Below are 22,880 nucleotides of genomic sequence, written 5' to 3' on the forward strand. Positions count from 1 at the left end.
CAATGGAGGCATGTGCCGCAGCATCAAGACGCTCCGCCCGCCGTTCGCCGAGGACGTGACCGACCAGGACGTCCGGGCCGCAGCGCTCCAGTACGTCCGCAAGATCTCCGGGTTCCGCTCGCCCGCGGCCCACAACGCCGAGGCGTTCGACCGCGCCGTCGAGGAGATCGCCCGCTCCACCGCCGCGCTGCTGGACTCCCTGGAGGTCAGGGGCCGCCGCGCCGGGTAGCCGCGCCCACCGCGCCCACCGCCCACCGCACCCGCCGCGCCCGCCGCTCCCGGTCAGTTGTGGCAGTTCTGGCCGACCAGGTCCAGCGCGAGGGAGGCGACGCGGCCGCCCTTGAACCGGAGGCTGTAGACGGCGTTCGGGTTGCCCGGGACGGCCGCGGACGAGCCGTTCGCGCCGGTGGCCAGCTTCGGGTATGCCTGCTTGACCTGCGGCAGCGGGGAGCCGACCCCGATCCCCTGCGGGGTGCGCATCCCGCCGACCGCGACGATCGTCGCGATGCCGAGGCGGGCGGAGTAGTAGGCGCCGGCCGAGCCCTTCGGGGTGCGCTGCGTCCGCAGGGCGTAGCCGGTGCAGCCGCCTGCGGGGCCGCGGACCTTGCCGACCAGCAGCCCGCTGCCGCGCAACTGGGCGGCCTTCATGCCGAGCCGGAGCGGCCCGTAGCCGAGCGGGCCGAGCGTGGCGGCGCGTGGCTGGACGGCCGTCCTGCGCGGCGCGGGCGGCTGCCCGCCGCCGAGGTCCGGGGTGCTGGTCGCGCCGATCGCCGGCGCAGACACCGCCGCGGTCGCCGCCCCCTTGACGTCCCCGCCACCGCCTCCGCCGCCGCAGGCCGCGAGCAGCAGCGCTCCCCCGGCCGCCCCCGCGGTCATGATCACCAAACGCCTCATCCGGGCACCCCCCACGAACAAACGATCACGTGCCGGCAGTCAGACGGAGCCGGCACGTGATCGGTTCAGTTCGCCCGGTTTCGCCGGAATTATCCGGCTTGACCGACGTTACTCGGCGGCGACGAGCTCGGCGATCTGGACGGCGTTGAGCGCGGCGCCCTTGCGCAGGTTGTCGCCCGCGCAGAACAGTGCGAGCCCGTTCTCCACGGTCTCGTCGCGGCGGATCCGGCCGACGTAGGTCGGGTCCTGCCCGGCGGCCTGCAGCGGCGTCGGGACGTCCGTCAGCACCACGCCGGGCGCGCCCGACAGCAGCTCGCTCGCCCGCTCCGGCCCGATCGGGCGCTCGAACCGGGCGTTGATCTGCAGCGAGTGCCCGGTGAACACCGGCACCCGCACGCAGGTCCCCGACACCTTCAGGTCCGGGATCTCGAGGATCTTGCGGCTCTCGTTGCGGAGCTTCTGCTCCTCGTCGGTCTCGGCGAGCCCGTCGTCCACGATCGAGCCGGCCATCGGCAGCACGTTGAACGCGATCGGCCGCACGTACACCTGCGGCTCGGGGAACTCCGCCGCCGCGCCGTCGTGGGTGAGCCGGTCGGCGGTCTCGACGACCTTGCGCGCCTGCTCGTGCAGCTCCGCCACGCCCGCGAGGCCGCTGCCCGACACCGCCTGGTAGGTCGACACGACCAGCGCGCTCAGCCCGGCCTCGGCGTGCAGCGGCCGCAGCACCGGCATCGCCGCCATCGTCGTGCAGTTCGGGTTGGCGATGATCCCCTTCGGACGGTCCGTCGCGGCGTGCGGGTTGACCTCCGCGACCACCAGCGGGACGTCCGGGTCCATCCGCCAGGCGGACGAGTTGTCGATCACGACGGCGCCCGCGGCGGCGACCTTCGGCGCCAGCTCCTTCGACGAGCCCTTTCCGGCGGAGAACAGCACGATGTCGAGGCCCGCGTAGTCGGCCTCCGCCGCGTCCTCGACGGTGATCTCGGTGTCGCCCCAGGGCAGCCTCCGCCCGGCCGAGCGGGCCGAGGCGAACAGCCGCAGCTCCTCCACCGGGAACCCGCGCTCCGCCAGGATGCGGCGCATCACGCCCCCGACCTGGCCGGTGGCCCCGACGATCCCGATCCTCATGCCGCTCCCTCTGCTCGTCATGCTCTGCCCGTGCGTCCCGTGACCTGGGCAGACGAGTCTGCCGAGGGCCGGTCCGGGACGTCCAGCCATTAATCCTTCACACCGACTTTAAGCGCCGCTCAACGGACGCGGGTACCGGACCGTCCTGCGAGAACCGTGCCCGCGACCCCGGGGATCCCCCTCAGGGACGCGGGTCAGGGGTGAATCAGGGCGGTTCCTGATGTCGGGTTCCGCGGTGGATGGGCATCATCGAGGCATGGACATGAACAAGGGCACCACCGAACGGCGGCTGCGCCGCACCCGCGACGGCCGGATGATCGCCGGGGTCTGCTCCGGCGCCGCCGAGTTCCTCGGCGTGGAGGCCAACATCGTCCGGCTCGTCCTGGCCGTCTTCACGATCTTCGGCGGGGCGGGCATCGCGCTCTACGTGATCGCCTGGCTGCTGATCCCCGAGGAGGGCGCCGCGACGACCGTCGCCGAGGACCTGTTCAAGAAGGCCCAGGAGAACCCGAACGTGCAGGACGCCGTCCAGCGCACCAAGGACGCCGTCAACAAGAACCGCACGCACGCCTGACCGGACGGCCAGGGCGCGCGCAGGGCCTCAGGGCGCGGGGGCGGAGCGGCGGATTCCGGGCAGGTCGTCGTCGCGGGGCGCGGCGACCTCGACGGGTTCGGCCGGCCCGTTCATCGCGGACAGGACGCCGCCGCGGACCTGGTTCCACGACAGCGACAGCATCGCGGCGACCGACAGCCCCGTGACGCCCGCGAGGGCCACCACCGTCTCGGGGCCGAGGAGCTGCGTCCCGGCGCCGCCGGCCAGGATGCCGAGGCCCTGGCCGGCGAGGATGCCGGACTGGGCGAGGCCGAACGCCTGGCCGCGCCCGGACGGCGGCACCGCCGCGACGAACGCCGCGTTCGCCGCGAGCTGGTAGGCGCTGCCCACGCCGGCCAGCGCCCACAGGACCACCACGCCCCACAGCGGCGGGTGCACCCCGGCGCCGACCAGCGGCAGGCAGGCGGCCATCGACATCCAGCCCATCAGCCGCAGCCGGTTCCCCGGCCGGACGAACCGGCTGAACAGGAACGCGCCGATCACCATCCCGGTCGGCATCGCCGACATCAGCACCCCGACCGTCACCGCGCTGTCGTCGAACGTCGCCGCGTACGGGGCCGCGAGCCCCTCCGGCACCACGTAGAACGCGCACAGCCACGCGAACGCCACCAGCGACCGCAGCACCGGGTCGCCGAACACCAGCCGTGCCCCGTCGCGCGTCCCGCGCCACAGGCCGAGCGACTCGCGCTCCCGGCGCTTCGGCGCGGCGCGCGGCCGCAGCCCGCCGACCAGGATCACCGCGGACATGCCGAACGTCAGCGCGTCCATCGCGAGGGCCTCGTACGGTCCGACCACGACAACGATCCAGCCGCCCGCCAGCGACCCGAGCATCTGCGTGCCCTGGTGGGTCATGTTGTTGATCGCCGTCCCGGCCACGTACCGGTCGCCCTCCAGCACGTCCGGCAGCACGGCGGCGCGCGCGGCGGTGAACGGCGCGCCCAGCAGCACGGTCGCGAACACCAGCAGGCACAGCCCCGCGAACGGCATCTCGACCAGCGCCATCAGCGCCACCAGGCACGCCCGCAGCACGTCGCAGACGATCATCACGGTGCGGCGCGGGAACAGGTCGGCCAGCCCGGACAGCACCGGCCCGCCCACGATCGGCGGCAGGTACGTCATCGCGTAGGTGAGGGCGGTCAGCAGCGCCGAGTCGGTGCGGTGGTACACCAGCACGGCCAGCGCGACCTGCGCCAGCTGGTCCCCGACGAACGACAGCGCCTGCGCCAGCCAGAGGGCGCGGAACTCACCCACCGCGAACACCTCGCGGTAGGTCGCCTGCTCCTCCGCCGGACGCCGATGCCGGCCGGTCTGCCTTCCCGCCACGCGCGCTCCAGTTCGGCTCGTCCAGGGGTGGACGACCCTCCTATTAACTCACGCTGCGTGGCAGTTATGTGACCTACCGTGCCCAATTATTGAAACCGGTTGCCGGGGAGGCTCAATACCCCAGCTCATGGAGCCGACGGTCATCAATCCCGAAATGATGCGCGATCTCGTGAATCACCGTGATCCGCACCTCCGACACGACGTCGTCCTCGGTGTCGCAGATCCGGAGGATCTCCCGCCGGTAGATCGAGATGTGATCGGGCAGGACGGCGCCGTACCAGTCACCGCGCTCGGTGAGGGGTACGCCTTGGTACAGGCCGAGCAGGCCGGGCTCCGGAGCGTCGTCCTCGACCACGATGACGACGTTGCGCATGTGCGCGGTCAGCTCGGCCGGGATGGTGTCGAGGGCCTCCCCGACGAGGTCCTCGAACGCCTCCCGCGACATCTCGATCACAGTGCCATTCTGCTCGACGGAAGGAGCATCGTTGCCGCCCCGGCCGACCGCCCTCGCCGCCCGGCTCCGCACCCTCGCCGCCCGCGCGGCCCGCGCGGCCCGCAGCCGCTGGGCGCGCGTCGTCCTCACCGTCGTCATCGGCCTCGCCGGCGGCTACGTCGGCCTCCTCGTCGGCGGACGCACCGTCACCCCCGTCGGGCCCGCGAACGTCCAGCTCGTCCTGCACCCGTCCCTGCACGGCGGCACCACCCTCGAACTGCCGCCGCTCGGCGCCGTCCGCCTCGACACCCACGCGGGACCGGTGTCGGTGGAGGCCCACCTCACCGACGTCCGCCCCGACCAGGTGCAGCGGCTCATCGAGGACGACTCCGCGCTCGACCGCCTCACCGACAAGATCGCCGACCAGATCCGGCACGGCGTGACCGTCCTGCTCATCCGCGCCGCCGTCCTCGCGCTGGTCTTCGCGTTCGTCGCCGCGCTGGTCCTGTTCCGCTCGTGGCGGCGCGCCCTCGCGGCCCTCGGCTCGTCCGCCGCCGACGTCCTCGCCCTCGCCCTCCTCGCCTGGACGACCTTCGACCCGCAGTCCGCCGCCGAGCCCCGCTACACCGGCCTGCTGGCCAACGCGCCCCAGGTCGTCGGCAACGCCGAGAGCGTCTTCACCCGCTTCTCCCACTACCGCGCCCAGCTCGCCCGCCTCGTCGGCAACGCCTCCAAGCTGTACGCGGCGACCTCCAGCCTCCCGACCTACGAGCCGGACCCGTCCACCATCCGCGTCCTGCACGTCTCCGACATCCACCTCAACCCGACCGCCTGGAACGTGATCAAGTCCGTCAGCGCCCAGTTCCGGGCCGACCTCGTCATCGACACCGGCGACCTCATGGACCACGGCAGCAAGCCCGAGGACAGGTTCGCCGGCTCCATCTCCGACCTGACGATCCCCTACGTCTACATCCGCGGCAACCACGACTCCAAGAGCACCCAGAAGGCCGTGGCCCGCCAGAAGAACGCGATCGTCCTCGACGACCGGACCCGCGAGGTGCAGGGCCTGCGCGTCTACGGCGTCGGCGACCCCCGCTTCACCCCCGACAAGAGCACCCGCGACGACCTCGTCGGCTCCGACCAGGTCCGCGCCGAGGGCGGCGTCCTCGCCGACCGGCTCCGCAGGACCGGCACCACGCCCGACATCGTCCTCACCCACGACCCCGCCGAGGGCGAGGCGTTCTCCGGCCTCACCCCGCTGGTCCTCTCCGGCCACCTGCACGCCCGCCAGACGAGGCTCCTCCCCACCGGCACCCGCCTGTTCGTCCAGGGCTCCACCGGCGGCGCCGGCCTGCGGGGCCTCGAACACGAGCAGCCCACCCCCATCGAGCTGTCCGTCCTCTACTTCAACCGCGCCTCCCACCGCCTCCAGGGCTGGGACGACCTGCAGCTCGGCGGCCTCGGCCTCACCTCCGCCAAGATCGAGCGCCACCTGGAGCCCGACCCCGACCGCGCCGTCAAGCCGCAGCCCCCGGCCACCGCTCTGCCCGCCTCGCCGTCCGCGCCGTTCCCGTCCCGGTTCCCCTCCGACTGGCCGTCCCGCAGCCCGTCCCCCACCCCCACGCGCGAACCGGGGTAACCGTTTGCGCACCGCCCCGCCATGTCCTCTACACTTGACCGGGTTGAGTGGCAGCGTTATCGCCACCACGGGCCCCCTTCGTCTAGCGGCCTAGGACGCCGCCCTTTCAAGGCGGTAGCGCCGGTTCGAATCCGGTAGGGGGTACTTCGGGAACCGCGCGCGTTCGGCGAGTATCAGGACGACGATCTCTGCGATTGGGCCGCCGCGCTCACCGGTCAGGTCGTTCGACCGCCTTTGCTACTCATGACCGCGGGTGCGCCCCATGCCGCTGAGGCGACGGCGGAGTTGCGCGCCCGGTCCGGCATGCCCCCCGTGGCCTGCCGGCTGTCGGCCGTCGTGGCGCGGGCGTTCCTGGTCCTCCCACTGGGGAGCGGCGGTCGAGCCGTGAGCGCGGTCTTCTGCCGGGGCGGCGCGTTCCCTCTCCACTTGTCCCGCCTCGGCTCGCCGCGCCTCTCGCACGCCGACGACCAGGAAGCGCCCCAGAGCCACGGCCGCGAGCATGATGACGACGGCGCCGAGGCCCTGGAAGAACGACAGCTGTTCGGCGATCTGGCGCGTCTGGCCGCCGAGCGGCCTGCCCGCGCCGGCGTTCCACAGTGGAGCGATCGTGGTGCCCACGACGAACCACAGGCCGCCGAGGGCGGCCAGCCAGGAACCGAGCACCGCGACCGGGCGGTTGGCGCTGGCCAGCAGGAACAGCCCGCCCACGAACACCGCGACCGCCGGAAGGATGGACAGCACCAGGCGGTCGGAGTTGTAGACCCATGCGTCGCCCGACCCGAACCCGAAGTCGAAGTAGGGGCCGACGAACGGAATGAACCCTCCCCACAGCGCCAGCAGCGTCAGCAGCAGGCCGTTGAGCAGGCCCCGGCTGCGCGGAGTCTTCAGCATCCCCGACATGCGGGTGCGCGGCGTGCTCCTGCTCCCCGTCATAGGAACCCTCCCCGGTTAGGTCGAATTGCCCAATTTTGTGCCGTTTAGACGGTCTACCCGGTGCGCCACCGCACGACGGGCACGGCCGCGCAAAGACTCGGTCACGACGGGCTCGGCGGGGTCGTGCGGCGGTGGCCGCGATCGGGCCAGTGGACGTCGGTGGCCCAGCCGAGGCGCTCGAAGAGGCGGATCAGTTCGGCGGACAGGTCGATCTGACCGGGTTCGCGGCCGTGCCGGGCGCAGGACGGGTCGGAGTGGTGGCCGTTGTGCCAGCTCTCCCCGAACGAGGGCAGGGCCAGCGGCCACAGGTCGGTGGAGCGGTCGTGGCGGCGGGTGGGGTGCGGGCGCGTGCCGATCATGTGGCACAGGGAGTTGATGCTCCAGGTGACGTGCTGCAGCAGCGCGACACGGATCAGCCCGGCCCACAGGAAGGCGGTCACCCCTGCGTGCCAGCTGCCGGCGAGTGCCCATCCGGCCGCGAACGGCAGTGTCAGCGACAGTGCGCACAGCGCGGGGAAGGCCCGTCCCACGCGCATCATGGCCGGGTCGGCTCGCAGGTCGGGGGCGTAGCGGCGGGTGGCGGTGGGATCGTTCGCGAACATCCAGCCCAGGTGGGCGTGCGCCAGACCGCGGAGCTGCCCCCGCAGCCCGGTGCCGTACCGGTAGGGGGAGTGGGGGTCGCCGGGACGGTCGGTGAAGGCGTGGTGGCGCCGGTGGATCGCGACCCAGTCGATCACGCCGCCCTGGAAGCTCATCGACCCGGCGACGGCCAGGGCGACCCTCAGCCATCGGCGGGCGGTGAAGCTGCGGTGGGTGATCAGCCGGTGGAACCCCACCGTCACGCCCAGGCCCGTCACCGTGTACAGGGCCAGGCCGAGCAGCACGTCGGTGACGGTGATCGCGCGTCCCCAGGCCAGCCACACCCCGGCCGCCAGCGCGGCCGGCGGCGCCACCACGATCGCCCCGGTCAGCGCCATCTGGACGCGCTGGGCGCCCGTCCGGGGCGCCGCGGCTTCGGGGCGAAAGGCGGCGGTGCCGTCATAAGGGTCGTCGCGGCGGGGCCGCCGTTCTCTCGGTCGTAGAGCAATGACCTGATCGGTGCTCATGAGCCCCTCATCCGGCAGCGAGACGATTGCTGGCCCCGGGGCGGCCCGCCTTCGGACCATCGGGCGACCCCGGGATATCGGCGCGGCCTCCAGCGGATGGCCGACCGTCTCTTAGTCAAGGCCACCGGCCGGTCATTGGAAACGGGCGATTCGCGCAAAGGTCATCACCAGGGCCGATCACCTGACTTCCGACGCCCAGGCGGTCATCGGTCGCGGTGATGACACTTGTCGCGGATCGGCTGTTTCCCGCCCGGCGCCGGCGGGATTGGCTGAGGGGTGAACGAGCGGCCCCCTTTCCGCGCTCCTGCGGAAAAACGTATCCCGGGGCCCCTGCCTCGACCGGTCCGGAAGACCGTTTCCCGGCAGCCACCGATTCAAGGCTCGTCTAGGAGTTCGGTCATGGGCATCATCGCCTGGATCATCCTCGGCCTGGTCGCCGGAGTGATCGCCAAATTCATCACCCCCGGCAGGGACCACCAAGGACTGATCGTCACCACTCTGATCGGCGTCGCCGGAGCACTGCTGGGCGGCTTCCTCGCCACCCGGTTGTTCAACGTCGACGGCGTCCAGGGATTCTTCAACATCTCCACCTGGATCACCGCCATCGCCGGAGCCGTGCTCCTGCTCCTCGCCTACCACCTCATCACCGCACGCCGCGCCGGACACGGCGGGCGCGGGAACGGCGGACGCCGGAACGGCCAGCGCTCCGGCCGCTCGCGCAGCTGGGCAGGCCGCAGGTGAGACGGCCCCCGTGGCGGCGGACCATGGCGGCCCGAACACCGATGGACCCGCGCTCCGGCCCCGCCTCCGGCGAGTGCGGCGCGTAATGCCCATCGCCGGCGGAATCGCCGCCCTGGCGTCCTCGACCAGGGCGGCGAGTCCGGCACACCGGGCTACCGCAGACCAAATCGATGCGCCATTTACTGCAGGGCTATCTCATGCACACCGAACCAAGGCATACCGAACCGCTGCACACCGAACCATTGCGAACCGAGCCAGAACACACTGAACCATTACATAGCGAACCAGAAGCACCCGACAGCTACGCACCGGCGTTCAGTGCGTCCGACGAAACCGCGTCGCAACAGCGTCGCCGCTGGGTTCGGAACGCCTTCGAGCAGGCCGCTTGGAGGCGGGCTCAGCAGCGCCGCCGCTGGGCACGCGACGCCGACCAGGGGGCCGCCCGGATCCGCGCTCAACGCCTCCGCCGGCAGGGGGCCCGGGTTTCGGCCGGCCGATCCCGCCCGCGGGTGTTCGCCCCGACGGCCGAGACACCGGCGGGCCGCCCCGCCGCGAGCGGACCGGTGGCGGCCGGGCCGGGGACGAAGGCGCGCGCTTTCATCTTCCGGACGGCCGGGATCACCGATGACGGCCGCCGCCTCCCCGCGGTCTTCCGGGAAGCGCTCCGGCGCGTCCATCCCGATTCCGCCGAGAACCGCGCCGCGACCCCGGACGGCCCGACGATCGAACTCCTCCAGCGGGCCCGCAAGGACCTGAAGGACGCGGGACTGTGGTCATAGGCCCACCGAGCCGTTCCCATGCTCCTGCGGAAGGCGTACCGCGCACGGCATGACGGGAGTGGGACATCATGGAGCCGCTGCGACCCGGCGACCCACCACGGCTCGGCGGTTTTCGGATCCTCGGGCGGCTGGGCGAGGGCGGCCAGGGGATGGTCTATCTCGGCGAGACCGGCGCTGGGAAGCCGGTCGCCGTCAAGGTGATGCACCGCGCCGATGACGAGCGGGCACGGGCGAGGTTCGCCCGCGAGGCGGCCATGGCACAGCGCGTGGCGGGTTCTTGCACCGCCACCGTGCTTGCCGCCGAAGCCGACGGCGATCGCCCCTTCATCGTGTGCGAGTACATCGCCGGACCCTCGCTCCGGGAGCTGGTCCGCCGGCAGGGTCCGCGCCACAGCGGCGAACTGGACCGGCTGGCGCTGGGCACGGCCGCCGCTCTGGCGGCCGTGCATCAGGCCGGCATCGTGCACCGCGACTTCAAGCCGTCCAACGTGCTGATCGGCCCGGACGGGCCCCGGGTGATCGACTTCGGTATCGCGCGGGCGCTGGAGGCGAGCACGAGCGCCACCAGCCAGGTGATCGGCACCCCCTCCTACATGGCCCCCGAGCAGTTCTTCGGCGAACGCGCCGGGCCGCCCGCCGACATGTTCGCCTGGGCCACCACGATGGCCTACGCGGCGAACGGATCCCCCGCCTTCGGCGACGACACGATTCCGGCCGTGATGCAGCGGATCCTCAACGAGGACCCCGAACTGGGCCGGCTGTCGGGACGGCTGCGCGCCCTGGCCACCGCGTGCCTGGCCAAGGATCCGGCCCTGCGGCCCGACGCCGGCCGGGTGATGCGCGACCTGTCTTCGGCCGGTGCCGGTTCCCGGCGCGCGTTCGCGCCCGGGTGAAGGCCGCCGGCGATCCCTGCCGCCGCGGGTCCCGCGTCGCGGGTCCCGCGTCGCGGTTCGCCGATCGGTCCGGGCGCCCGGCACGAGAGGGCCGGTATGCGGCGTCGCCGCATACCGGCCGTGTTCACGCCGCTGGGGCGGCTCAGAGGGCGAGGATCTGGTCCAGCATCTGGTGGTACCGCCGCAGCCCGATACGGAGCCGCTCGGTGTCGCCGCTGGAGATCTCCTGCTCGAGCGTCTGCTTGCGCGCTTCGAGCGCGCTCGCCAGCAGGCTCACCACTTCGTCGTTGAGTTCGCGCGCCTGACGCAGAGCCTGGTGGGGGTCGTCGACGAAGGCGGCCTGCAGGTCATGCCAGCGCTGCTGGATCTCCGTGGTGTGCCGGCTCTCGAACAGCGATCCGAGACCTTCCGTCCCGCCGTTCGTCGGGGCGCCCTCCGCGCCCCCGTCATCGCGGCCCTGCGCCCCGGTCTCCTCGGTCGGGCGCTCGGTCGGGCGCTCGGTCGGGCGCTCGGTCGGGTTCTCCACGGCGCTCTCGTCGTCGCTCGCGGACGGTCCTCGGGGCCCGGTCTCGGCCGGCTTGTCCGCGGAGCCTTCCGCGAGGTCCTCCACGGCGGTGGACCTCTCCGGCGTGAGGCGGTCGTACTGGGTCATGGTTCAGCCATCCTTGGGGGTGTTGGTGTGATCGTTGGCCGTCCCGTGCCGCGAGTCGCCCCCGGCACAGGCGGTGGACGGTGCCGTGCGGGCGGCGTCGCCGTCGAGCAGCTCCTCGAAGAGCGCCCAGTAGTGCATCGTGGCCTGCCGCAGGTCCTCGGTCGAGGCGTCCTTTCCGGCCGCGCGGGCGCTGACCCGGTGGGCCTTCCGGTAGTGGTCCAGTGCGCGGGAATGCCCGACCGACAGGTCGGCGACCCGCTGCTCGTAGCCCGGGGTTCCGTATCCGCGGTCGGCCATCACGCGCCTGATGAGCCGGTCGGCCCCGGACAGGGCGTCCTCGGGGGCGTCCACGAACCGTTCCTGCAGGCGGGCCCACTCCGCGTGGTAGGCCTTGCGGGCCGACGGGTCCAGGGGACGCAGGTCCATGTGCTCGACATGGTTCCGCCTGCTCACCAACTGCCGCTCGGCCTCGCGCCGGTTTCCGACGGCCCCCACGGTGCGGTCGTACTCCGGGCCGAACTGCCCGCGCAGCCTGGCGCGCCGCCGCATCGTCCACGCGACGAGCGCCACCACCGCGACCACGACGATCACTACGGCGATGACAACGAATACCAGGAAAACGGTCATACGATCTGCCTGCCCTTCCGAAAACATCAATCCAATTGTCAGATCAGGAACGTCTCTGTTCCGCATCCGGAACCCGGGCACCCTGCAAGGGGCCGGGTAGAAATCATGCGCCGATGACGACCTTCCCGGCGCTTATGCCGGTGAAGTTCACCGCTCATGACTTCATCAAAGACCGTCCCCGTCCATATGGAAATGAGCGGGTCGAGCAAGGTTCATCACGAAGGCCGATCACACTGGAAAAGCGCGGGGCCGGGCGGATCGGCGGCGGCCGGGTCAGCGGGCCGGCTGGCCGGCGGTGGGCAGCCAGCCGAGCCGTTCGGACATGCCGCGGGCACACGAGACGACGGCGCGGACATGGTCGGAGTCGTCGGCGGCGCGCCACAGGATCGACCAGGGTAGAAGGAGACCGGTTCGGCGAGCGGCCGCCAGATCGTTCCCGGGAGGGCGGAGATGCAGGAGGAGGGCACGCAGTACAGGCAACGGCCCTGGGCCACCAGGGTGGACGCGGCGCGGATGCTGTCGACGGTGCCCTGGTGCACCGTCGGGGTGAAGCCGGCGGCGCGGCACATCTCGACGGTGAACTGGTTGAACTCCGGGGCCTTCATCTCCTCGGCGAGCAGCAGCGGCTCGCGGGCGAGGGCTTCGACGGGCACCGCGTCCAGGTCGGCGAACCGGTGCCCGCGGGGGACCAGGACGCCGAGGCGGTCCTGGCGGAACAGGTGGGAGGCGATCCCGCTCGGCGCCAGTGCGGCGCGGCCGATGCCCACGTCGAGCCGCCCGTCGGCGATCTGCTGGTACTGCTCGGGGACTCCGACCTCGACCTGGTGGATCACGAGGTCCGGGTAGCGGGCCTGGGCCTCGTGCAGGATCTGCGGCATCGAGTCGTAGCTGGCGTCGATGATGCCCACCCGCAGCGTCGGCGAGGTGCCCTGCGCGGTCCGGGCCACCTGGGCGGCGCGCTCGACGTGGGCGAGGATCTGCCGCGCCTCGACCAGGAACGCCGCTCCCGCCGGGGTCAGCGCGACATAGTGCGTGGTGCGCTCCAGCAGGCGCACACCCAGTTCCCGTTCCAGCCGCTGCACCTGTTGGCTCAGCGCCGACTGCATGATGTGCTCGCGGGCCGCCGCGCGCCCGAAATTGAGCTCCTCGGAAACGGCCACGAAGTAGCGGAGCTGGCGCAGTTCCACGTCTTCCGCCTTCCGGGCCGAAACAGCGAGCCCCCTCCAGCAGCGTACATCGCGGCGCGCGCCCGCAGACCCGCGTCGCCGGCCGACGGTTATCGCCGCTGCTGATGACTCTTGCCTGCATTGCCCGGTTCGGTCCGGCCGAAAGTCGGGCTCAACTGGTAGTGGGCGCCTCCACGCGCCCGAGCCCGCCGGCGGCGTCCGAGCCGGTCGTCCCTCACCGGAGGGCATTCATCTGGAGTCGGAGACATGACCACGATCGTTCCCGCAGGCGGCCCCCAGAGCCGCGCACCGGACCGGGCCGACGCCGCGGGGAGCCCGCGGGGCAGCGACTACGCGGTGCTGTCACGGCAGGTGAAACGGGCCGGACTGATGGCCCGGCGGCCCGGCTACTACTGGGCGAAGACCACGACGAACCTGGTGCTTCTGGCCGCGGGATGGGCGGCCTTCATGCTGGTCGGCCGGTCCTGGTGGCAGCTCGCGGTGGCGGCGTTCCTGGCGGCCGCGTTCACCCAGACCGCGTTCCTCGGCCACGACGCGGGCCACCAGCAGATCTCCGGCTCCAGGCGCGTCAACGCCCTGCTCGGACGGCTGCACGGAAACCTGCTGGTCGGCCTCGGCTACGGCTGGTGGGTCGCCAAGCACAACCGGCACCACGCCCACCCCAACCAGGTCGACCGCGATCCCGACATCGCCCCCGGCGCCATCGCCTTCACCCGCGCGACCGTCCAAGCCCGGGGCGCGCCCGGCGTGTGGCTGGCCCGGCACCAGGCCCGGCTGTTCTTCCCCATGCTGCTGCTGGAGGGGTTCCACCTGCACGTGGCGGGAGCCCGCGCCCTGGTCGGCCGCGGCGCGGCCTCGCACGCGAACACCTCGGGAACGATCCGGCTGGTCGAGGGCGGCCTGCTGCTCGCCCATGCCGCCGGGTACCTCACCGTCCTGTTCTGGGTGCTGGCCCCCGCGCAGGCCGTGGGCTTCCTCCTGCTCCAGCAAGGGCTCTTCGGGCTCTATCTCGGCTGCTCGTTCGCTCCCAACCACAAGGGCATGCCGATCTTCGGCAAGGACCACAGGTCCGACTTCCTGCGCCGGCAGGTGCTGACCGCACGCAACATCCGCGGCGGCCGGATCACCGACTTCGTGCTCGGCGGGCTGAACTACCAGATCGAGCACCACCTCTTCCCCTCCATGCCGCGCCCCAACCTGCGCCGCGCCCAAGCCGTCGTGCGCGCGTTCTGCGCCCGCAACGACATCGCCTACTGCGAGACGAGTCTCGCCGACTCCTACGCCCAGGTACTGCGGCACCTGCACGCGGTCGGCGGTCCCCTGCGTCCGGAACTGGAGTACTGACCCGACGGCAGCACACCGCAGCGCTCAGAAAGAGAGGCTCCCGATGAAGCACGCAATGTCATTCAACGCAATGAGCTCGGGGGTGCCGTACAGCACGAACGGCTCGGCACCCCGTTGCGGCCACGTGGACGGCCTGACACCCGTCACGCCGCTCTCGCCCGGCTGCAAGGCGTGCGAGAAACAAGGCGACGGGTGGACGGCCCTGCGGATCTGCCTGACCTGCGGTTGGGTGGCCTGCTCCGACGACTCGCCGCACCGGCACGCGCGAGAGCACTACCAGGAGACCGACCATCCGCTCGCCGGCGCCATGGACCCGGATTCGTCCTGGAGATGGTGCTACGTCCACGAACGCAAGGTCTGAGGTCTCCCGACCCTCTGCGCCCCGGCACGCTGCCGTCGGCTGCGAGAAAGTAGAGGGATCACCATCGGCGACGCCACCCTCTTCCTCATCGAATGGCTCGGCGGCACCGCCGGCCACCTCACCAGGCCGTTCCTGTGACCGCGGCGCTCCGGCCGGGGCCGGCGCGGTCCGGGCTAGCGGGCCGTGAGGCGGTGCGGGATGGTGCAGATGATGACGTCGGTACTGGCGCGCAGGACGGTCGCGAGGAGCAGACCTCGCTGGTTCTGCAGGATCCGGTGGCGCCATCGGCGCGGTCTGACTTCGGGGACGAGGACGGCGACCTGCCGGTCCCCTCGCTGAGCTCGTCTCACGTAGTGGACGATCGGATGGACCAGCGACCGGTGCGGGCTGTCGATGGTGTCCAGCCGGACGCCGGGGCTCCCATGCGTCCCACCGCGCGCGGAAGGCGGCGCTCTCCTCCGGTCCGGGGTGGACGCTGACCGCCATCGCGAGGATCACGACCCAGGCACCGGAGGTGAACTTGCCGGCGACGAAGACGACGGTGGCGGTCGCGGTCATGACCGCACCGGTGCCGTTGAGCACGGCTCGCGTTCTCCAACGCCGGGAGCGCAGGCCGTACCAGTGCCGTACCAGCCCCGTCTGGCTGATGGTGAAGCCGATGAACACCCCGATCGCGTACAACGGGATCAGCCGATGGGTGTCGGCGGACGTCGCGACGAGCAGCACGGCCGCGAGCAGGCCCAGAGCGACCACGCCGTACCGGTAGACGGGCCGTTCGGCCCGCAGTCCGAACAGATGGGGCAGCCGGTCGTCGGCGGACAGCAGGCTCATCAGTACCGGCAGCCCGCCGAAGCTGGTGTTGGCGGCCGGCGCCAGCACCAGGACGATGCCCTCCGGCCCGTACGCCACCGACTGAGCGCGTCCAGCGACAGCGCCGCCAGGCCCCCGAAGCTCGTCAGGTGATCCTTGTCGCCCTCCCCCTGCCGCAACGGCACCCGCGGCGCCACCTTCTTCGGCGCCGTCCCGAAGCCCATGGACGGTTTTCCCACCAGAGACCTCCCGGTTGCGCCGGCCGGTCATCTCCTGAAGAGAAGAGATGTTCGGAAATCCACTGTTTCCCCGGGCGGTCGGTGTTGGTTGAATGGCGGGTGAACCTGCGGTTTCTGGTTCATGTTTTGACCTCACCGAAAGGCGCCCATGTGACGCCGATGGCCGGTATCACCCTCCTCGTGATCGGCGCGATCCTCGAATTCGCCGTCACCGGATCCATAAGCGGTATCGATCTGCACGTGGTGGGCACCGTCTTCATAATCACCGGCGTGGCCCTGCTGCTGCTTCTGCCGATCTTGCGCGGCGGGCCGCGTCCGAGGCGATGGCCGGCCCGCAGCCGCCAGGACGCCATCGACGAAGCGGACGCCGGGCAAGGACGGCAGAGGGTGCCCGATGACCATGAAGGATGAATACCTTCGGCTGATGATGGGACTCATCGGCGGCATGGCCGTCGCGGTGGCCCTCGTCTGCGCGCTCATCGCGGTGGTCGCCGTCATCGTTTCCTGACGGGGATCACCGGTCGGTGACGGGGTCCTGCTGCCACCAGGCGAAGGAGTGGATGTACCGGACGCGCTTGCGGGAGGGCCGGCGTCCATACGTCAAGGCGAAGATGCCGTGGCCGTCCGCGTGGCCGGACGGCCGGTCGGCGGCCCCGGACGGGGCGGGCGCGGCGTCGCGGATCTCCCCCAGCAGCAGGCGGGCGGATGCGCGCAGTTCCAGCCGCAGATCGACCGGGCCGCGCGCGGCGGCACGGGTGAGAAGGTCCTGCACGAGCGCCGTCAGATGATCGCTGAGCTCGCCTGCGGCCGGCCCCAGACCCCACGTCCGCAGCGCATCGTGGACCACCCGGCGGACCTGTCCGGCCGCCGCCCGGCCGGCGGGCAACCGCCACCGGCCGGTGCGCAGACCGGGACGCGCGGCGGCATCGACGTCGTTCTCGGCGGGGGCGGTCACAGTGCTCTCCGATCAGAAGCGGGCCCGGACCGGAACGTGCGCCGTAGGGTCGGCGTCTGCGGAACCGGGCGCGGTCTGCTTACCTCGCCCCTCCTGTGCCCGGCACGCATGCGGTCATGCGGTGAATCAGGCGCGGACTTCCCGAGCGGGCCGGCGACTCGCGGACGGGCCGGGTCACCGTGTCGCGCGGTCTCCCCGAAGCCGTCCGCCCTCGGATTCCCAGGCGCCCTCGGAGTCCTCCCCACCGCCGGGCCGGTCCGTCCGGCCCGGCGGTGCGGTGAGGGCGGCCAGCAGGCCGGGGGTGTGCAGGTGGTTGGCGGGGTGGGACGCCAGTTCCATCACCGCCTCGGCTTCGGCGCGGGACGTGGCGGCCGGGACGGTGAGCAGGTCGACGCGCCGCCCGTCGGCATGGATCGCCATGAGCAGCCCGGCGGGAAGGGAGTCGAACCAGCTCAGCCGCACCACCCGGGCGTCGGCCGGACCGTCGATCCGCAGCCGCCGCGGCCGGCCGTCCCAGTCGCCCGCCCGGAGCAGGACATGGGTGATGGGCCGGTGGTCGTCGATGGGGCCGTGGTCCTGCAGGGCGAGGACCAGCCCCGGCAGCTCCGCGACCGGGTCGGCCGAGCGGGGCCACCAGGCGCCGTCCAGCGCGGTCCGCGCCGAGCCGGGAGAGGCCGGGCCGCGCAGCCGCAGCCGCGGAGCCGAGGGGGGTGACAGGCTGATCGTCGTGCGGCGTTCGGTGGTGGTCCACATGGCCGGCACCTTCTGTTCCGCTGGGTACGAGGCTCGTACGAGGTCGGCACGGCTGCCCTCGGGGGGAGAGCCGGGGCGACGGAGCAACCTCGGAACGAGGATCTCGCCGTGGCCGGATAATTTGATTCTACTCGTCAAATCATTAAGTTCCGTGATTATTCGGAAATGTTTCCCGGGCGGCGGCCAGGGGTCCGGCGCCGGCATTCATTTCCCTCCAGGACGACGGTCATCGGCGCAAGTGATGGCGTGTGCACGCATCGCCTGTTTCCGCCCTCGAGCCGTCCGGGTTGAATGAGAAGTGGCCAGCCGCTGCAGGGGGCTGCGCCGGCTGGTCCAGGGCCGTCCGCTCCTCCCCGAGCCGGGCGGCCCTGAACCGCCCCCTTTTTTTTCTGGCGAACGAGGACATCGGCAGGGTCGGTGAACCGGAAATGAGCCCTATGACCATCATCCCAGACCGAGTCCCCGCGAACCGGACCTCGGAATGCCGCCCCCCTCCCGCCGCCCCGGACCGGGCCGGCCGCGAGCGGCGGTCCCCGGGCGCGGACCGCGAGCGGCGGTCCCCGAGCGCGGACGCCGTTCCCCGCCCGCCCGTGGTGGTGTCCGTCGGCCTGCCCGCGCCCGCACCCCAGATCGTCCAGCAGGCGCGGGCCTACCTGACCCCCCGCCACGCGACCGGCGTGGACGGACTCCTCTGGCAGTCCAGGGAACGGCCGATGCCCGACCGCGACGCCATCGACGCGGTCATCACCGCCGGCGAACGGGCCCGGCACGGCACCGGCGACAGCCCCGAGCCGGTCGAGGTCGCCGCGGCACTGCTGGTGCTGAGCGCGGTCCGCCTGGCCCTGGACCAGACCGAGGCGCGCCTGCTCAACACCGCGCGGGCCGCCGGCATGGGCTTCGAACAGATCGCCGCCGTCCTGGACCTCAGCGTCGAGGAGGCCGAGGAACGCCACCGGCAGCTCGAACCCCGCCTGGACGAACCCGCCGCCGCACCGTCGCCGCCGCCGGCCGGACGCACCACCGCCCGGAACGCGCCCCTCCGCCGGCCGCGAGGGGACCGGCCGTCCTGGGACGAGTCGGACGATGATGACTGGGGAGGATGACCCAATCGCGTCGATGGAAGGAGCCATGATGATCCAGCTGGCCGACATCCGGGAATGGCGCACCCGCGCCGTCCTCGACTCCGGCGGACACAAGATCGGCACACTGGAATCGATCTACGTCGACACCAGCACCGACCGACCCGCCATGGCCACCGTGCGGGTCGGCCTGCCCACCCGCCACCGGCTGACCTTCGTGCCGCTGGACGGCGCGACCGCCGGACCCGACTACGTGCGGGTCGCCCACGACAGGTCGCTGGTCAAGCACTGCCCGGCGATCGGCACCGACGACGTCCTGCCCGCCGAGGACGAGGAGGCCCTCTTCCGGCACTACGGCCTGGACTACCGGCCCGGCACGGGCGGCGAACGCCAGCTCGCCCGCCGCTGAGCGCCCCCCGTCCCCCGACCGAAGGAGTCAAGGCACATGATGGTCTTCGCCCTCGTGGTGATCATCGCCGCGCTGGTGCTGGGCATCCTCGGCATCCTCGTCCACGGCCTGTTCTACCTGCTGATCATCGGCGTCATCGTTCTCGTCGCCGACCTGGTGTTCCTCGGCGTGCGCTCGACCAGGCGCAAACGGCCGCTTCGCTGACCGCCCGCACGCGACCGGTTCCCGGCGTCAGTCCGCGCCGTCGCGCCCGGGCGGCTCGAAGTCGACGTCGACGTTCTCGAACCCCTTGTGGCGTTCGGTCTCGGCATAGGAGGAGTAGGCCCTCCGGTCCCCGTCGGTCAACTCGACATTGTCGGTGAAGGGCGTCAGCAGGCTGCGAGGCCACAGCCGCTGCTCGCGCACCACGTTGATCTCCGCGCCGGCCACGAAGGTGACCGCGCCCAGATAGATCCATGTCAGCAGGCCGAGCACGATGCCGAACATGCCGTAGGTGGCGGTCGCGCCCTTGAGCATGTGACCGAGCAGGAACGCGCCGGCCCACTGCAAGGTCTGCCAGACCAGCGCCGAGACGATCGCGCCGGTCCGGACCTGCGCGACGGTGAGCGGCCGCGCGGTCAGCACCCGGAACGTCACCGTGAACAGCACCACATTGATCGCGACCGCCACCACGATGGCGCCCGCCCGCACGCCGGCACCGAAGACGCCACCGGACGCGGTCACCGCCGACAGCAGGGTCGTCGCCAGCACCACCCCACCGCCGACCGCCAGCAACACCAGGCTGCGCACCCTGGCGGCGACCGGATTCGGGCGCGAGTTGCGCGGCACACCCCAGATCTTGTTCAAGGCGTTCTGGACGGCCTGCACGACGCCCAGACCGCCGTACAGACTGCCCGCCACACCCGTCACCAGCGCCAGGACGCTGCCGTGGAAGGAATGGACGTTCGCACCGATCTGATCCCCGATGACCGGGAACTGCGCGAGCGCCGAATCCAGCACACGCTGCTGCAACCCCGGATTGCCCTCCAACGCGAACCCCAGACCGGTGACCAACAGCAGCAGCAACGGAAACAGCGACACGAACCCGTAATAGGTGATCAACGCCGTCAGGTACGCGCCCTGGTCGTCCACGAACTTGTACACCACCGCCAGCGGCAACCCCACCCAACGATGCCGCCTCTGATAGGCGTCCACACGGCCGACCACTCCCACACGGTCCATCTTCCCTCTCTACCACCGGCCAGCGCTCCGCCCTGCGGCAGCCACTTCGCCCACGCCGATTCCAATGCTGCGCCGCGGCCTCGTCCAACGGCGCGGCGTCGTCGGCGGACTCTGCCCCTCCTCGTCATTGCCAAGCCCCCTGGGCGCAGGAAGCCGTGGAACACCTGAAAATATTATTCTTACCAACGAGAATGTAATTCTGATCCTGGCGATGGGCGAGCGGCATGAGGCGCGCGGGAGTGGTCCGATGAACCAGAACCAGGCGGACGACGTCGCGAGCCGCATCGCTCAGCGCGCCCTCGCCAAACGGGGCGCGGACTACGCCGGCGAGGTGCGCCGCCTGCTACCGGCACTTCCCCTCGAAGGACGCGCTGGTCGCAGCACTCCTCGAGGACGGGACCGAGCGTCTGTACGGCTACGTCGCCCACCAGATGACCAAGGAACCGGCACCGGAGGGGAAGGTCCGCCGCTGGGTCCGGGGCGTGCTCTCCCAGGCAAACGAGGAGATCGCCGCCACCACAACAGCGAACCGGCATGAGAACCACGAAGCCGCCCTCACGCCGGCTGAGGGCTGAGGGCGGCCTCGACCGCGTCGCGCAGATGCTGCTCCTGGGGAGCGACGGCCTTGTCCGGATTGCGCGTCGGCTATCCGCGCGAGCCGGACGGCGGTGCGGTGAGGGCGTAGATCAGCAGGATGCACATCGCGATCGTCAGCACCGACCAGAGCGGGAATGCCTGGAGGAACGCCAGGTGCCCGATGGCCGCCAGCACGGCGAACAGCACGCCGACGGCGCGCGCCCACATCCGTCCGGCGATGATCCCCGCGCCGACGGCCAGCTGGACGACGCCGAGGACGAGCCAGAACCAGCCCCAGGCGGTGAAGTCGAACACCATGATCTTGTTGTCGCCGACGAGGTAGTAGTCGTCGTTGAACAGGCCGACCAGCCCGTCGATGACGTTGAACGCGCCGATCACCATGGCGAGGGTGCCGGCGAACGTCAGCCACCCGGACATCCGCCGGTGCTGCCGCGTCGTGGTCGGGCCGGAGTCGTGCGCCATTCGGGTCGTCATTGGGCCTCCTCACCCCTGCGGCCGGTCCGGCCGTGTCGGGATGCCCTGGAAGGTCCCCGTTTCCCGGTCGGCCGCAAACCGGGGCGGACACTCATTTGCCCGACTATGGAGGGAAATGTGGGCGACGATTGACGGACCAACCGAGGCGCCCCACACCACGGCCGGCCCGATCGGGTTCGTGGCCTCTTGGGGCTTGTCGAGCGGATCTTCGACTCCCTGGCCATCCGCCTCAAGGGCCCGCGCGCCTGGGACGCCCGCCTGACCATCGACTGCACCCTGACCGACCTCAAGGACGAGGTCAGGCTCAGCCTCGCCAACGGCGTCCTCACCCAGTCCCGCGCGCACGACGGCACCCCGGCCGACCTCACCCTCACCCCGACCAAGCCGCAACTGCTCCACCTGGTCGCGACCCACGACCTGGGCGATACCCAAGCCGACGGCGACCCCCGAGCCCGAGGTCCTCTCCGGCTACGGGCGCAATGTCCGGTACCGTCATCTCGTTCCTTCCGGGCCGGCCGGGAGGGGCGCGCGGCGACCGGATCGCGCCGCGGCGAGGCGCCCCGCAAGCCGAAAACCGGGCAGAAACACAGAATTCCGTACATCATTCTCGTGGACGTGAACATGGACGCTGAGACGCAAGCGGCTCCCGTACTGCCTGGAAGGCTCACGAACCTCCGATCCAGGCTCCCCAAACCGCAGGAGCGGTCTCTGACGTCGGTCTTCGTCGTCGGCACCCTGTTCTCGGGCTCGACCTTGATGGGGCGCGACATGACGACCCGCATCAAGATGGCCCACTACGTCGGCGAGCTGAACAACTTCACGCAGGTCCCCGATTTCAGCCACAAGGACTCCGGACGGGGATGCGGGCCCTGTTCACTGCTCGGCAAGCAGTGCCGGCATTTCACGGACGCGCTGCGGGACCGCGTCTCCTACGACGACATTCTCGGCATGCACGAGCAGTTCGCGCGGTCCTTGGGCGTTTCGGCGATCGTCGACGGCAGCAAGTTCGTCGCCTGGATGCGGCGCGCCGTCGAGCAGCGCGGCGCCGACTCCGCGAGCCGGACGGCGGTGAGCGCGATCATCACGGTGCGGAACCCCATCGCCTTCGCGATCAGCTACCGGAACCGGACGGGCGAACCGCTGTGGAGGGGCGCCGGCATCTGGCGCGACACCTACGTCGACGCCCTCCGCACCGCCAATGCTCACGGGCTCCCGCAGCTGGTCATGCGCTACGAGGACTACATGGCCGACCGGGAGCGCTCGCTGGAACGCCTGGCCGCCTTCCTGCACCTTCCGCTGAGCCCCAAGCCGGACAACACCAGCATCCACGACACGGGCGGCAACTGGAGCTCCTTCGTCCCGTACGTCGGCAGGGACCAGCTCGAGAAGTTCATCCAGCAGCTCCACGGGTCCGGCCGCACGGACGCCGAGGACTTCATCAGGCACGCGCGGGCGTACTGGAACGACGACAAGCCGCAGGAGGACACCCGCTGGCACAACAGCATCAACGCCGGTGACGCCCACGGGGTGCTGAGCACTCCCGGGCTGGCCGACGTGGCGGGCATCCTCGGCTACAACATCGCCGAAGTCGTCCATCTGGCCATCAAGGGGTAGCAGCCGCCCGTTCAGGGCTTCGCGCCTTCCTCGGCGGCACGGGTGTACAGCTTCCATACCTGAGAGTACGGTTCCA

General features: G+C 71.3%; 28 protein-coding genes and 1 tRNA gene. 15 read left to right on the forward strand and 14 right to left on the reverse strand.

Features of this window, described 5'->3' with window-relative positions; genetic code table 11:
* The first annotated feature begins 10 nt into the window (after nucleotides 1-10).
* Entirely contained in the window at nucleotides 11-229 is a 219-nt protein-coding gene (locus tag QP089_RS13260; RefSeq protein ID WP_285911854.1) for a DUF2277 domain-containing protein, read from the forward strand.
* 53 nt (nucleotides 230-282) lie between these two features.
* Here QP089_RS13260 and QP089_RS13265 read toward each other — a convergent pair whose 3' ends face one another.
* Both QP089_RS13265 and QP089_RS13270 read right to left on the reverse strand, forming a co-directional pair.
* Entirely contained in the window at nucleotides 283-894 is a 612-nt protein-coding gene (locus tag QP089_RS13265; protein WP_285911855.1) for a hypothetical protein, read from the reverse strand.
* A 108-nt stretch (nucleotides 895-1,002) separates the two neighbouring features.
* Nucleotides 1,003-2,022 (reverse strand): aspartate-semialdehyde dehydrogenase, encoded by a 1,020-nt coding sequence (locus QP089_RS13270; protein WP_285911856.1) that lies wholly within the window; start codon nucleotides 2,020-2,022, stop codon nucleotides 1,003-1,005.
* A gap of 256 nt (nucleotides 2,023-2,278) precedes the next feature.
* On the opposite strand from QP089_RS13270, the gene QP089_RS13275 reads away from it, so the two are divergent.
* The gene (locus QP089_RS13275; protein ID WP_285911857.1) at nucleotides 2,279-2,596 is read left to right on the forward strand and encodes a PspC domain-containing protein; all 318 of its coding nucleotides are present in this window, start codon (nucleotides 2,279-2,281) and stop codon (nucleotides 2,594-2,596) included.
* 27 nt (nucleotides 2,597-2,623) lie between these two features.
* Here the strand turns inward: QP089_RS13275 and QP089_RS13280 are convergent, their stop codons facing one another.
* Entirely contained in the window at nucleotides 2,624-3,958 is a 1,335-nt protein-coding gene (locus QP089_RS13280) for an MFS transporter (RefSeq protein WP_285911858.1), read from the reverse strand.
* Between the two features lie 112 nt (nucleotides 3,959-4,070).
* Nucleotides 4,071-4,412 carry a metallopeptidase family protein gene (locus QP089_RS13285; protein WP_285911859.1) on the reverse strand — a complete coding sequence of 114 codons (342 nt, stop codon included), beginning with the start codon at nucleotides 4,410-4,412 and terminating at the stop codon, nucleotides 4,071-4,073.
* 31 nt (nucleotides 4,413-4,443) lie between these two features.
* Here QP089_RS13285 and QP089_RS13290 point away from each other — a divergent pair, with 31 nt between their 5' ends.
* Both QP089_RS13290 and QP089_RS13295 read left to right on the forward strand, forming a co-directional pair.
* Nucleotides 4,444-6,030, forward strand: coding sequence for a metallophosphoesterase family protein (locus tag QP089_RS13290; protein ID WP_285911860.1), 1,587 nt, complete (start codon nucleotides 4,444-4,446; stop codon nucleotides 6,028-6,030).
* A 71-nt stretch (nucleotides 6,031-6,101) separates the two neighbouring features.
* A tRNA-Glu gene (locus QP089_RS13295) sits at nucleotides 6,102-6,174 on the forward strand.
* Between the two features lie 93 nt (nucleotides 6,175-6,267).
* Here QP089_RS13295 and QP089_RS13300 read toward each other — a convergent pair.
* Together QP089_RS13300 and QP089_RS13305 are read right to left on the reverse strand one after the other, a co-directional pair.
* On the reverse strand, nucleotides 6,268-6,963 hold the full coding sequence (locus QP089_RS13300) for a hypothetical protein (protein WP_285911861.1): 696 nt from the start codon (nucleotides 6,961-6,963) through the stop codon (nucleotides 6,268-6,270).
* 101 nt (nucleotides 6,964-7,064) lie between these two features.
* The gene (locus QP089_RS13305; RefSeq protein WP_285911862.1) at nucleotides 7,065-8,069 is read right to left on the reverse strand and encodes an acyl-CoA desaturase; all 1,005 of its coding nucleotides are present in this window, start codon (nucleotides 8,067-8,069) and stop codon (nucleotides 7,065-7,067) included.
* A gap of 399 nt (nucleotides 8,070-8,468) precedes the next feature.
* On the opposite strand from QP089_RS13305, the gene QP089_RS13310 reads away from it, so the two are divergent.
* From QP089_RS13310 to QP089_RS13320, 3 genes are all read left to right on the forward strand, one after another.
* The gene (locus QP089_RS13310) at nucleotides 8,469-8,810 is read left to right on the forward strand and encodes a GlsB/YeaQ/YmgE family stress response membrane protein (RefSeq protein WP_285911863.1); all 342 of its coding nucleotides are present in this window, start codon (nucleotides 8,469-8,471) and stop codon (nucleotides 8,808-8,810) included.
* Nucleotides 8,811-9,319: 509 nt separating this feature from the next.
* The gene (locus QP089_RS13315) at nucleotides 9,320-9,589 is read left to right on the forward strand and encodes a hypothetical protein (RefSeq protein WP_285911864.1); all 270 of its coding nucleotides are present in this window, start codon (nucleotides 9,320-9,322) and stop codon (nucleotides 9,587-9,589) included.
* A 68-nt stretch (nucleotides 9,590-9,657) separates the two neighbouring features.
* Complete coding sequence (locus QP089_RS13320) at nucleotides 9,658-10,482, forward strand: serine/threonine-protein kinase (protein WP_285911865.1); 825 nt, start codon at nucleotides 9,658-9,660, stop codon at nucleotides 10,480-10,482.
* A 142-nt stretch (nucleotides 10,483-10,624) separates the two neighbouring features.
* Here QP089_RS13320 and QP089_RS13325 read toward each other — a convergent pair whose 3' ends face one another.
* The 3 genes from QP089_RS13325 to QP089_RS13335 form a co-directional block, all read right to left on the reverse strand.
* The gene (locus QP089_RS13325) at nucleotides 10,625-11,134 is read right to left on the reverse strand and encodes a hypothetical protein (protein ID WP_285911866.1); all 510 of its coding nucleotides are present in this window, start codon (nucleotides 11,132-11,134) and stop codon (nucleotides 10,625-10,627) included.
* A 3-nt stretch (nucleotides 11,135-11,137) separates the two neighbouring features.
* Nucleotides 11,138-11,761: a hypothetical protein gene (locus tag QP089_RS13330; protein WP_285911867.1), complete on the reverse strand. Its 624-nt coding sequence runs from the start codon at nucleotides 11,759-11,761 to the stop codon at nucleotides 11,138-11,140.
* Between the two features lie 215 nt (nucleotides 11,762-11,976).
* The gene (locus QP089_RS13335) at nucleotides 11,977-12,948 is read right to left on the reverse strand and encodes a LysR family transcriptional regulator (protein ID WP_285911868.1); all 972 of its coding nucleotides are present in this window, start codon (nucleotides 12,946-12,948) and stop codon (nucleotides 11,977-11,979) included.
* Between the two features lie 246 nt (nucleotides 12,949-13,194).
* On the opposite strand from QP089_RS13335, the gene QP089_RS13340 reads away from it, so the two are divergent.
* Nucleotides 13,195-14,292 (forward strand): fatty acid desaturase family protein, encoded by a 1,098-nt coding sequence (locus tag QP089_RS13340; RefSeq protein WP_285911869.1) that lies wholly within the window; start codon nucleotides 13,195-13,197, stop codon nucleotides 14,290-14,292.
* A gap of 82 nt (nucleotides 14,293-14,374) precedes the next feature.
* Entirely contained in the window at nucleotides 14,375-14,653 is a 279-nt protein-coding gene (locus tag QP089_RS13345) for a UBP-type zinc finger domain-containing protein (protein WP_285911870.1), read from the forward strand.
* Nucleotides 14,654-14,826: 173 nt separating this feature from the next.
* On the opposite strand, the gene QP089_RS13350 is transcribed toward QP089_RS13345, so the two are convergent.
* Complete coding sequence (locus QP089_RS13350) at nucleotides 14,827-15,057, reverse strand: hypothetical protein (RefSeq protein ID WP_512699680.1); 231 nt, start codon at nucleotides 15,055-15,057, stop codon at nucleotides 14,827-14,829.
* A gap of 116 nt (nucleotides 15,058-15,173) precedes the next feature.
* Between QP089_RS13350 and QP089_RS13355 the strand changes: the two genes are divergently transcribed.
* Together QP089_RS13355 and QP089_RS13360 are read left to right on the forward strand one after the other, a co-directional pair.
* Entirely contained in the window at nucleotides 15,174-15,419 is a 246-nt protein-coding gene (locus QP089_RS13355) for a hypothetical protein (RefSeq protein ID WP_285911872.1), read from the forward strand.
* A 382-nt stretch (nucleotides 15,420-15,801) separates the two neighbouring features.
* On the forward strand, nucleotides 15,802-16,113 hold the full coding sequence (locus tag QP089_RS13360) for a DUF6458 family protein (RefSeq protein ID WP_285911873.1): 312 nt from the start codon (nucleotides 15,802-15,804) through the stop codon (nucleotides 16,111-16,113).
* A 103-nt stretch (nucleotides 16,114-16,216) separates the two neighbouring features.
* On the opposite strand, the gene QP089_RS13365 is transcribed toward QP089_RS13360, so the two are convergent.
* Nucleotides 16,217-16,657, reverse strand: a complete 441-nt coding sequence (locus QP089_RS13365) for a hypothetical protein (protein WP_285911874.1) — start codon at nucleotides 16,655-16,657, stop codon at nucleotides 16,217-16,219.
* Nucleotides 16,658-16,831: 174 nt separating this feature from the next.
* On the reverse strand, nucleotides 16,832-17,410 hold the full coding sequence (locus QP089_RS13370) for a DUF5994 family protein (protein WP_285911875.1): 579 nt from the start codon (nucleotides 17,408-17,410) through the stop codon (nucleotides 16,832-16,834).
* A 437-nt stretch (nucleotides 17,411-17,847) separates the two neighbouring features.
* Between QP089_RS13370 and QP089_RS13375 the strand changes: the two genes are divergently transcribed.
* Genes QP089_RS13375 through QP089_RS13385 form a run of 3 tightly spaced genes read left to right on the forward strand, consistent with a single transcriptional unit; the run spans nucleotide 17,848 to nucleotide 19,102 of the window.
* Nucleotides 17,848-18,513, forward strand: a complete 666-nt coding sequence (locus QP089_RS13375) for a hypothetical protein (protein WP_285911876.1) — start codon at nucleotides 17,848-17,850, stop codon at nucleotides 18,511-18,513.
* Between the two features lie 25 nt (nucleotides 18,514-18,538).
* Nucleotides 18,539-18,898 carry a PRC-barrel domain-containing protein gene (locus QP089_RS13380; protein ID WP_285911877.1) on the forward strand — a complete coding sequence of 120 codons (360 nt, stop codon included), beginning with the start codon at nucleotides 18,539-18,541 and terminating at the stop codon, nucleotides 18,896-18,898.
* Between the two features lie 36 nt (nucleotides 18,899-18,934).
* Entirely contained in the window at nucleotides 18,935-19,102 is a 168-nt protein-coding gene (locus QP089_RS13385; protein WP_285911878.1) for a hypothetical protein, read from the forward strand.
* A 27-nt stretch (nucleotides 19,103-19,129) separates the two neighbouring features.
* Here the strand turns inward: QP089_RS13385 and QP089_RS13390 are convergent, their stop codons facing one another.
* Together QP089_RS13390 and QP089_RS13395 are read right to left on the reverse strand one after the other, a co-directional pair.
* Nucleotides 19,130-20,119, reverse strand: a complete 990-nt coding sequence (locus QP089_RS13390; RefSeq protein WP_285911879.1) for a YihY/virulence factor BrkB family protein — start codon at nucleotides 20,117-20,119, stop codon at nucleotides 19,130-19,132.
* 645 nt (nucleotides 20,120-20,764) lie between these two features.
* Nucleotides 20,765-21,190, reverse strand: coding sequence for a DUF7144 family membrane protein (locus QP089_RS13395; RefSeq protein ID WP_285911880.1), 426 nt, complete (start codon nucleotides 21,188-21,190; stop codon nucleotides 20,765-20,767).
* A 186-nt stretch (nucleotides 21,191-21,376) separates the two neighbouring features.
* On the opposite strand from QP089_RS13395, the gene QP089_RS13400 reads away from it, so the two are divergent.
* On the forward strand, nucleotides 21,377-22,804 hold the full coding sequence (locus tag QP089_RS13400; RefSeq protein ID WP_285911881.1) for an alkyl sulfatase C-terminal domain-containing protein: 1,428 nt from the start codon (nucleotides 21,377-21,379) through the stop codon (nucleotides 22,802-22,804).
* Nucleotides 22,805-22,880: the final 76 nt, after the last annotated feature.

This window comes from Actinomadura opuntiae (assembly GCF_030283205.1).
Lineage (GTDB): Bacteria > Actinomycetota > Actinomycetes > Streptosporangiales > Streptosporangiaceae > Spirillospora.